The organism is Cellvibrio zantedeschiae (assembly GCF_014652535.1).
Lineage (GTDB): Bacteria > Pseudomonadota > Gammaproteobacteria > Pseudomonadales > Cellvibrionaceae > Cellvibrio > Cellvibrio zantedeschiae.
This window is the reverse complement of the sequence record NZ_BMYZ01000004.1, coordinates 319,671-329,143: the sequence shown is the minus strand read 5'-3', so window position 1 is coordinate 329,143 and position 9,473 is coordinate 319,671. Positions and strand designations below refer to the sequence as shown.

Annotated in this window: 15 protein-coding genes; 14 read left to right on the top strand and 1 reads right to left on the bottom strand. The window is 40.8% G+C overall.

What is annotated here, in order from left to right:
- The 12 genes from IE104_RS19090 to IE104_RS18135 form a co-directional block, all read left to right on the top strand.
- Nucleotides 1–215, top strand: a 215-nt coding sequence (locus tag IE104_RS19090) for a hypothetical protein (RefSeq protein WP_229838115.1), incomplete at its 5' end; no start/stop codon positions are given.
- Between the two features lie 60 nt (nt 216–275).
- A complete protein-coding gene (locus tag IE104_RS18180; protein ID WP_189421154.1) occupies nt 276–536 on the top strand; it encodes a hypothetical protein in 261 nt (86 codons plus the stop codon).
- 19 nt (nt 537–555) lie between these two features.
- Nucleotides 556–996: a hypothetical protein gene (locus IE104_RS18175; RefSeq protein WP_189421152.1), complete on the top strand. Its 441-nt coding sequence runs from the start codon at nt 556–558 to the stop codon at nt 994–996.
- Nucleotides 997–1,235: 239 nt separating this feature from the next.
- The gene (locus tag IE104_RS18170) at nt 1,236–1,730 is read left to right on the top strand and encodes a hypothetical protein (RefSeq protein WP_189421150.1); all 495 of its coding nucleotides are present in this window, start codon (nt 1,236–1,238) and stop codon (nt 1,728–1,730) included.
- 265 nt (nt 1,731–1,995) lie between these two features.
- Nucleotides 1,996–2,229 carry a hypothetical protein gene (locus IE104_RS18165; protein ID WP_189421148.1) on the top strand — a complete coding sequence of 78 codons (234 nt, stop codon included), beginning with the start codon at nt 1,996–1,998 and terminating at the stop codon, nt 2,227–2,229.
- A gap of 677 nt (nt 2,230–2,906) precedes the next feature.
- The gene (locus tag IE104_RS18160) at nt 2,907–3,269 is read left to right on the top strand and encodes a hypothetical protein (RefSeq protein ID WP_189421146.1); all 363 of its coding nucleotides are present in this window, start codon (nt 2,907–2,909) and stop codon (nt 3,267–3,269) included.
- A 148-nt stretch (nt 3,270–3,417) separates the two neighbouring features.
- The gene (locus IE104_RS18155; protein ID WP_189421144.1) at nt 3,418–3,804 is read left to right on the top strand and encodes a hypothetical protein; all 387 of its coding nucleotides are present in this window, start codon (nt 3,418–3,420) and stop codon (nt 3,802–3,804) included.
- A gap of 235 nt (nt 3,805–4,039) precedes the next feature.
- Nucleotides 4,040–4,516 carry a hypothetical protein gene (locus IE104_RS18150; RefSeq protein WP_189421142.1) on the top strand — a complete coding sequence of 159 codons (477 nt, stop codon included), beginning with the start codon at nt 4,040–4,042 and terminating at the stop codon, nt 4,514–4,516.
- A gap of 129 nt (nt 4,517–4,645) precedes the next feature.
- The gene (locus IE104_RS18145; protein ID WP_229838113.1) at nt 4,646–5,032 is read left to right on the top strand and encodes a DUF3592 domain-containing protein; all 387 of its coding nucleotides are present in this window, start codon (nt 4,646–4,648) and stop codon (nt 5,030–5,032) included.
- A gap of 433 nt (nt 5,033–5,465) precedes the next feature.
- Complete coding sequence (locus IE104_RS18140) at nt 5,466–6,242, top strand: type 1 glutamine amidotransferase domain-containing protein (protein ID WP_189421141.1); 777 nt, start codon at nt 5,466–5,468, stop codon at nt 6,240–6,242.
- Between the two features lie 43 nt (nt 6,243–6,285).
- Nucleotides 6,286–6,423, top strand: a complete 138-nt coding sequence (locus tag IE104_RS19225) for a GFA family protein (protein ID WP_444542202.1) — start codon at nt 6,286–6,288, stop codon at nt 6,421–6,423.
- Nucleotides 6,424–6,484: 61 nt separating this feature from the next.
- Entirely contained in the window at nt 6,485–6,871 is a 387-nt protein-coding gene (locus IE104_RS18135; RefSeq protein WP_189421139.1) for a VOC family protein, read from the top strand.
- A 59-nt stretch (nt 6,872–6,930) separates the two neighbouring features.
- Here IE104_RS18135 and orn read toward each other — a convergent pair whose 3' ends face one another.
- Entirely contained in the window at nt 6,931–7,488 is a 558-nt protein-coding gene (orn, locus tag IE104_RS18130; RefSeq protein WP_189421137.1) for an oligoribonuclease, read from the bottom strand.
- Nucleotides 7,489–7,575: 87 nt separating this feature from the next.
- Between orn and rsgA the strand changes: the two genes are divergently transcribed.
- Both rsgA and IE104_RS18120 read left to right on the top strand, forming a co-directional pair.
- Nucleotides 7,576–8,595, top strand: coding sequence for a small ribosomal subunit biogenesis GTPase RsgA (gene rsgA / locus IE104_RS18125; protein WP_189421135.1), 1,020 nt, complete (start codon nt 7,576–7,578; stop codon nt 8,593–8,595).
- A gap of 52 nt (nt 8,596–8,647) precedes the next feature.
- Complete coding sequence (locus IE104_RS18120; protein ID WP_189421133.1) at nt 8,648–9,457, top strand: sulfurtransferase; 810 nt, start codon at nt 8,648–8,650, stop codon at nt 9,455–9,457.
- The last annotated feature ends 16 nt before the right edge of the window (nt 9,458–9,473 follow it).

Below are 9,473 nucleotides of genomic sequence, written 5' to 3'. Positions count from 1 at the left end.
TTTTTGTGCTCTTGCCAATAAGAGAAAATGCAGTAATCTTAAGCTTGTCGTTTTTTCTGGCACAAGTAATTGTTGGTTCAAAAACGTGTTTTATTGTTTTTCATACCATCAAATGTTTAACAAGTCGTTGCAGCATCACTCCGGCGCTTCGCGCCTGCGTTGGACAGTTTTTAAGTCGCGGTTTTATGGTTTTGCTGCGCAAAAATATTCCATAAAACCACAACTTAAAAACTGCCGCTGAACTCGGCGTTAGACGAAAATCGAAGGATTTGAGTATGGATGAAGAATATATTTCAAAACATAGCTGGGGTGATCCTAGGGAGCCTGAGTACAATGACGGAATGCAAGTGTTTTTTGTAGAATACGCTGACCAGCAACGGTCCCTTCGCTTTCGAGTTAATCCTTTTAGGAATGATGATCAAAAAATAAATTGGGTAATTTATCCACCTAAAAGCATTGGAAAATCCTTTGGAGGGAAAAAACAAAAATATCTAGAGGTCTGTAATTTTATTTTGGAATTTTTGAAAAAAATCTGATTTTGATAACGACTGGCGTATGAGAGAAAAAGATTTCTCAAATGTTTCACTAGATCTATCTGGAATACCAAGCTGGCTCTCAATTAAAATAGAAATTTTTAAGGAAAAATTTCATCGTCCGTTGAGTTATTGTCCAAGCGGGTTTAGCTTTTCTATTTTCATATTAAGTTTAGTTGTTGTTCAACTTTACTATAATCAATTTAACTTTATTAGTAAACTTTCTGTCGTAAAGCCACTTCTTTACACGTTCGGTTTTACTATGCTTGCTTTGCTTGTTCAAGAAATTAGGAATGATTATAAGCTCGCTTCGTTTCCGTTCATAATACACACGATTTCAAATCCTAATTTAAGCTATAGAGTTAAGACTGCAAAATTAGTGATTCGTGTTTGGGGAATTCGGTACTTTGTAACTTTTTCGTTAGGTGCATACATTTTGTTTTGCGCTAAAAAAATCGTCTAACAAGTCGTTCCAGCATCACTCCGGCGCTTTCGCGCCTCCGTTGGACGGATTTTAAGTCGCAGTTTTGCGGCTCGCTGTGCTCACTGTACCGCAAAACTACAACTTAAAATCCGCCGCTGAANTCGCGCCTGCGTTGGACAGTTTTTAAGTCGCGGTTTTATGGTTTTGCTGCGCAAAAATATTCCATAAAACCACAACTTAAAAACTGCCGCTGAACTCGGCGTTAGAGTAATCTAGGAATGAACTGGGAAAATTTAAATCACGCATACGGGAAAGCATCAAATATTCCTCAATTACTTTCGAGGTTGAGCGCTTATCCAGAAGAATCAAATTACGAAGAAGAACCTTGGTTTTCTCTGTGGAGTAGTTTGTATCATCAGGGTTCTATTTATTCTGCATCTTTTGCGGTAGTTCCAGAAATCGTTAAGCTAATTTTACTCGCACCAGAACGCGTCACCCCAAGTTTCTTCAATTTACCAACCTCAATTGAAATCGCACGTCAAAAGCAGAATATTGAAATTCCAACTGAATTGTCGGTCTCATATGAAAACGCAATCTCAGAGCTGGGAAAATGTGCCTTGCTTTGCATCTCGCATAATCGCGAAGAAGAATTTGCACGTGCGGCTACGGCAGCATTTGTAATTTCGGCGGGTCAAGTTGAATATGCAGAATTGCTTTTGGAAATATCTAAAGAAGAAGTTGAGGAAACCTTAGAATGGTACTTCGCAAGGTAAACTCTAACAAGTCGTTGCAGCACGCACGCTTCGCGTGCTGGACAGTTTTTAAGTCGCGGTTTTATGGTTTTGCTGCGCAAAAGTATTCCATAAAGCCACAACTTAAAAACTGCCGCTGAACTCGGCGTTAGAAGGAGTCCTATTGAAAAATCTATTGAACTTCAAATAAGTTAGATAATGGGCCTAAAAAAATGTTCTGAAGGTGGGGAAGTTTATCTGCCTACTGTAAAGTCGCAACAGAACGCACAATAGGATTGCAAATCAAATGTTACAAACCGATGATAATACTTACCACGAACCTTTTGCAGGTTGGGCTATACAAACCATCAATGGTGAAATTTATTACACAGCTATTGATTCAGGGCATGGAGGAAGAGAATACAGAATCAAAGTTGGAAAGCATACACTCGACTATGCCAAAAGCAACAAGCCAACGAGTGAGGAAATGGATGTTTTTTTGCAGAAAAATGGATATACAAAAGTAGAGTGGTGCGATTGATAGAAGGATAGGCTGGCTTTTCTTAGCCCTTAGAAAAATGACATTACCATTTCTGTCATATTTATTTAAATTCAGAAACACGCGAGCAGCTTCTAACAAGTGACTGTGGTTTCAAATACACTAATATCTAACAAATGGTTCCAGCCGATGGGTTTTATGTGGGTACAAAAATAAAAGCTAAAACGCTTCGGCAAGTACAAAAAAGAGCAAAAGCTAAAATCCTGAACGGTTGAAGCTTTGGTTTTTCTGGTTCGAAAAGAATGTGCCACGGGTTTTAACCTTCTGAAATATTCTGTTTCCTTCGGTAGTGGAATTAAAATGGCTATATCTAAAAGAAATTTATCCGTATTTGCTCTTATATGCAGTCTTTTTTGTTTTTTTACTTCAATTTACATATATGTGTTTGCTCACGATTCAGGCAATTTAGCAGTCTATTTTTTGGGTTTATATGGTTTAATAAATTCTGTTTTTCTGCTCACAAATTTATATAAGCAATTTAAATCAGCATCTGAGTCGTCAAAAAGCACGTAACAATGCGTTGCAGCATCGTTCCGCTTCTCTACACTGGACAGCTTTTAAGTCGCAGCTTTGTGGTTTTGCTGCGCAAAAGTAATCCACAAAACTACAACTTAAAAACTGCCGCTTAGCTCGGCGTTATGAAAAAGAGTTAAATCATCATGGTTTATATAAACCTTTCAGTAATCAACATCGAAGAAACAATTAATTTCTTCACTACAGTGCTTCGTATATTTGACGTAATGGGAACAAGGCTTGTGTGTAATTCCGGCATTAAATTAATAATTGACATCCATAAAGCTGGAAGTGAAAGCCACCTTAGTGCTTTTGACACAAATACGCATGTGCCATTATGTTTTGGCATTCATCATGGCGAATGTATAAAAATTAAAATTCTTAATCATCTGAAAGAGTTAGAAATCGAACATGATTTTACAAGTAACATTGCGGGTGAGCTCTTAAAATTGAAAGATCCTTCAGGTAACAGAATTACAATAATGTCGCATTACGGCGGCATCCTTTAAAAAGCATAACAAGGCGGTCAAACATCGTTCCGCTTCGCTCCACTGCACATAATTTAAGTAGCTTTTTTGTGGTTTTACTTCGTAAAATATTTCCACAAAAAACCTACTTAAATTCTGCCATTTACCGCAACGTTAGAATCTGGTGCGTATGAAATATATATTTACTTTGTTGCTACTATTTTTCTCATTCTCCATCCATGCCGAAGAAATAAACTGGGATTTTATAACTCTGGGAAAAGCTGCATCTTCAAAGCCTGCATGGAGCGTTAGTCGTGGGAAAGCTAAAAGCATAAGCGACGGTAAAAAAATAATTATTTCAGTCTTCTATAGAATAGAGGTAAATTCAGGGGGTAATGTTGAGTATTATCCAGATCCTCAGCTAATTATTGAAGCAACAATCAGGAAAAACGGGAAAATTCTTGCTAAAGCTTTTCCTCAAAGCACTGATCAATCGGAATTCGAGCTGGTTGGCACTTACGAAAAATATGCTTATGAGGAAGAATGGGAGGGTGTTAAAAAAATCGTTACTCGATAAGAAATCATTTTTTCATACCCCGAAAATATAGAGTTTTTCGGTTTCGTTACACAAAACGCAAAGAATAAAGAATAATTCTAACAAGGTAATCAATCATCTTTCCGCTTCGCTTCACTGGATAGAATTTAATTCGCAGCTTTAATTAGGCGCCCATGGGTTTACTGCGCAAAAGTATTCCACAAAACTACAACTTAAATTCTGCCGCTTACAGCGGCGTTAAACATTAAGGGTATACATGAATACTTATATACAAAAAGTGCTAGGTGTTTTAAGTATTGGTGGTGGATTTATGTCCATCACATCAATATTGAATTTTATACTGTCCTCTAGTGGCGTTGCTGGCTATATTTTTGGTGCAATCGCACTTTTAGTGTTTTTGTATGGCATTTGGTGTGGGATAGAAATTATTAAATCATCTAGTGCTAGGTCTTTAGCTATAAATAAAATATTTTGGGCTATGCAAATTCCGCTACTCTTGTCACCTGGTGTTAGCTATTTTCTCTATACTGGGTTTAATTTCACTGTCCATTATTCTTTTACTGAGTCAGGCCCAGGCTTCAACGTATCTGCTGGTGGAAACCTTTTGCTTAGCCTTTTTCAGTTTGCCGGTCCTTTTCAAGTAGGAGTCAATGTTTTTGCTTTGGTTATATTCTGCTATTTAAGTTTGATTGCTAAAAAGCTGAAATCAGTGCAAGCCATAGAAAATTTTTAACAAGGTGTTCCAACATCATTCCGGCGTTTCGCGCTTCCACTCGACAGTTTGTAAGTAGCGAATTTCTGTGCAAAGTTTATCGCAGCGCTACTTAAAAACTGCCGCTGAACTCGGCGTTAGGTATTACTCATGAGAATTTATTTTTTAATTTTTGGTGTTCTCTTTTTAATTTTAAGTGCTTTATTATTTTTTCGGAGAATGCGGATTATTTTCTATGGTGCTTCCGCAATCGGCACTGTATTGCGAATAGAAAGCAGAGAATCGGAAGATTCAATTTTACATTTTCCAGTGATTTCCTTTGTAGACAACGACGGCGTTCAATACACTTTTACATCCACATCTGGAGTGGCTCTTGGAAAATCCCCATCAGATACAAAAGTACTTATTCGGTATTCTACATCAAACCCAAAAATCGCTTACATTGCTAATTGGCGTCATATGTGGGGCGGGCCAATTGCTATTCTTTTCTTAGGCGTTACCGGCATTTGGGCTGCAATTGGTCATACAGCACTTTAATTTAGTCTAGGTAAAAACCAAATTAAAAAGCCTAACAAGCGACTGTGATCCTAATTCAACACATGAAACATAAATTTATTCACTTTCCACTCCTGATTAACGCGAACCATCACGTTTAAATTGTCATCATTTTTAACAAGTTTGACACACCAGTAAATCTACGATCGCACAGCACTGTGCGTTATAGCGGAAGTCCATAGCATTCGTTATGGAAAATTAAATAGCCGTATTGCATCCAAAATCAAAACATCTGCGTCTAATGGCACCATAAAGGTAAAAATCTAATTCATGGAACTCATGGCACATGATTTATCTTCCAAACAATTATTCAAATCATAACGGGAAGTATTGTGGCACATCCTGGTGCAGTTACTTTCTTTCAGCTGAATTCATTTAGCATGCGGTGGTGTTTCCAATTAAACATGGAGTAAACGTGAAAAAATTAATTGTGGCATTGAGCCTTATACTTATCAGCTTTGCTGTGCCAGCCATCGCAAGCGACACTAAAAAGATTTTAATTATTGCTTCTAATCTGGAGCACATGGGCGATGTTGGTAAGCATGAGGCTAGAAATAATCTTTATGAGTACGCACCGCCGTATCATGTTTTTGTTTCTCACGGCTATTCTGTTGATTTTGCCTCTCCCACTGGAGGGGCAGTGCCGTTTATGATGGATCCTATTGGTATCAGCAGTTACACAATAAAGTACGAAGGATTTTTGGAGCGAGCTAATAGTTCACTGAATCCGGATCAGGTTAACCCAAAGGATTATGCTGCTGTGTTTATAGGTGGTGGTTACGGTACATTGTTCGATGTAGCTTCGAATCAAAAGCTGCTTGGTATTATGGCAAAAATTTATGAGAGCGGTGGAGTAATAGGGAGTTGTGGACACGGAGCTGGCGCTTTTGCGAATGTAAAACTTAAAAACGGCAAGTTCTTGGTTCAGGGAAAGCGAGTAGCAGGCTTTCCAAATTCTACAGAGAGGGAGAAGGATTGGGCTAAGCAAGGTACGCTGTTGCCATTTTTCGTTGAAGATCAGCTTCGTAAAAATGGGGCATTAACAATGAATAAGGACAACGTTGCTGATAAACGCGATGTCATTATTGATGATCGTGTTATCTCTACCATGTTCCTGCCATCCGCAGCATTGGTAGCGAAAGAAATGCTTATCTTGCTCGATAAAAACGGAAAACCTGACAAATCAAAATAAATGACGAAAACACAGTTTCGTTATCACATGCGAGGATACCTACATGATTAAACGAAGTTGTCTGTGTGGATCAGTTAAATATAAAGTGGAACTTATCCCAGATAAAATATTTAACTGCCATTGTCAGTTTTGTGGAAAGGCGCATGGCGCTTCCCAAATAAAACAAAACAATCACTACTGACAAAACTCTGCCAAACCTAAAGTATGATTAACTTTCTTACACACAATCAAGGAGCAATAAAATGATTGATCATATTGGCATTGTTGTTAGCGATTTTGAAAAGAGCAAAGCGTTTTATACGTCGGCTCTTGCTGCTATTGGATATTCATTAATAATGGAGTTTCCTGAATCTGTTACAGGAACAACTGATGTTGCCGGTTTTGGCGAACCAGAGAAACCCGATTTTTGGATAAGCCGCGGTACGCCCGGGAAGTCATCTACCCATGCTGCTTTCAGGGTTGAAAGTCGCAATTTGGTCGATGCTTTTTATAAAGCAGCAATAGAGGCAGGTGGAAAAGACAATGGTGGACCGGGCTTGCGTCCGCATTACCATCCCAATTATTACGGCGCGTTTATCTTTGATCCGGACGGAAACAATATTGAAGCGGTTTGTCACAACGAAGTTTAATTTTTAAAGCAATCCAAAAAATAAAGGCGCCATCGGGCGCCTTTATTCGTATCACAAACTCAATTCATTTTAAAAAAGGTTGCGCGATAATGCTGCAACTCTGCAATAGAGTCTTTAATATCGTCTAACGCCAAATGTGCACCAGATTTTTTTACGCCCGCAATCACATCAGGGCGCCAGCGGCGCGCTAATTCTTTTACAGTGCTCACATCTAAATTACGATAGTGGAAATAGTCTTCCAACAAGGGCATACCGCGCACTAAAAAACGGCGATCCTGACAAATGGAATTTCCGCAAATAGGTGATTTTCCTGCCGGCACCCATTGTTCCAAAAATTTAATGGTTTCTGCTTCTGCTTGCTGAATATCCACCTTGCTCTCACGCACTCGCTGCGTCAGGCCCGATTTGCCGTGTTGATTGGTATTCCAGTCATCCATATTCAACATAATGCTGTCAGGCTGGTGGACTGCAAATACCGGGCCCTCGGCCAGAATGTTCAAATCGGCATCGGTCACTATGGTGGCGATCTCGATAATGACGTCGGTATCGGGATTCAGGCCAGTCATTTCCAAGTCGATCCAAATCAGGTTGTTTTCGTTCGGCGTTTTAGCGGACATAAGGTTTTTCCTTAGCAAATAGGGCACAATTGCCTCTCAGACTAAACCAAAATTGGCCTTATCGCCAATCGAGCACACCCGGAACGCATGACCAAACGCAAACTTACTCGCCGTCAGCAATGGCGCATCGAAAAAATCCAGGAAGAGCGCAGTGTGCGCGCCACCAAACGCGACCAGCAAGCAGACGATGCGCTCAATGAGAGTGATTTGGGGCCAGAGCAGCACGGTTTAATCATTACCCATTACGGAATGCAGGTGGTGGTTGAAGCCACCGAAGGCGATAACGCAGGTCAGCAGCAGCGCTGCCATTTTCGCAGCAACCTGGGCTCACTGGTAACGGGCGACAGGGTTGTTTGGCGGGCGGGTAATCCGCTTGGCGTAGTGGTTGCAGTTTTACCGAGGGATTCAGCACTACAACGCCCTGATCCGCACGGCGATATGAAGACAGTAGCCGCCAATATTGATCGCATTATCATAGTCGTTGCGCCCTACCCTGAGCCTCATGCAAATTTAATTGATCGTTATTTAGTCGCGGCCAATGCGATTGATATTGAACCCGTATTGTTGATTAACAAAACTGATCGCATCGACGATTCCACGCGCGACAAAGTTAATTATTTAGAAAAAACTTATCGCAATTTAGGTTACGAAGTTTTAATGGTTTCCACCAAAAATGGTACCGGGCTTGAAGAGTTCCGCGAATATTTAACGCACTATACGAGTGTGTTTGTGGGTCAATCCGGCGTGGGCAAATCTTCATTAGTGAACGCATTGTTGCCGGAGAGTAATTTGCGCGTTGGCGATTTATCTGAGCGCCAGCAAGGTACACATACGACCACTAGCGCAACGCTTTTGCATTTTCCCGGAGGCGGCCACTTAATTGATTCGCCCGGTATTCGCGAATTCGGTTTGTGGCATATGGAAGAAGACGAAGTACTCGAAGGCTTTATTGAGTTTCGCCCCTTCCTTGGACACTGCAAGTTCCGCGATTGCTCTCATCGGCATGAACCGGGTTGCGCAATTTTATCTGCACTGGAAAGCGGAAAAATTAGCGGAACGCGTATGGATTCTTATAGATATATTTTGCGAACTTTAAACGAGAATTAATCAATGTCGCCGCGATTTGACGACAAGGCACATATGAATTTGGAGTAAAAAAATGGCTCTCCCATTTGTTATAGAACCAACCCAACTTGCAGCGTTGCTGGCACAACCCACTAGCAACAAATTATTAATTATTGATATGTGCGCCGAGCATACTTATTTGCAAGGGCATATAGATAGCGCGATACATGTTCCACCACAAAAAATCTTGAGCGGCCAACCACCTGTGCCAGGAAAAATTGCACCGGTTGAGCAATTAAATCGCGTGTTTTCATTTTTAGGCTTAACACCTGATACTCACGTTGTTGTTTATGACGATGAAGGCGGTGGCTGGGCGGGAAGAATGATTTGGACACTCGATGCCATCGGCCACAAACACTATTCCTATTTAAACGGCGGCTTACACGCCTGGATTGGTTCTGGCCAACCAGTAACGCAAGAAGTACCCACGCTTACACCAAGCAAAGTGGATGTCAAACTCGACCCAAAAGTTGTTATTGAAATTCCCGATATTATTGGCGAATTGGATAAAGGTGACTTTGTTGTTTGGGACGCGCGCAGCCCCGGTGAGTACGATGGTACGCGTGTGACTGCAGCAAAAAATGGCCACATTCCCGGTGCCATTAATGCGGAATGGACATCACTTATGGACCGCAGTAACGGTTTGCGGATTCGCAAAGACGCAAAAGAATATTTAGCTTCTCTTGGCCTGACTGCCGATAAACGCATGATCACTCACTGCCAAAGCCATCACCGTTCCGGCTTTACTTATTTGGTCGGCAAAGCCTTGGGCTTTAACATTCGCGCTTATCACGGTTCATGGGCTGAATGGGGCAATCACCCGACTACGCCGGTAGAGGTTTAAGCTTTTGAGATGGGCG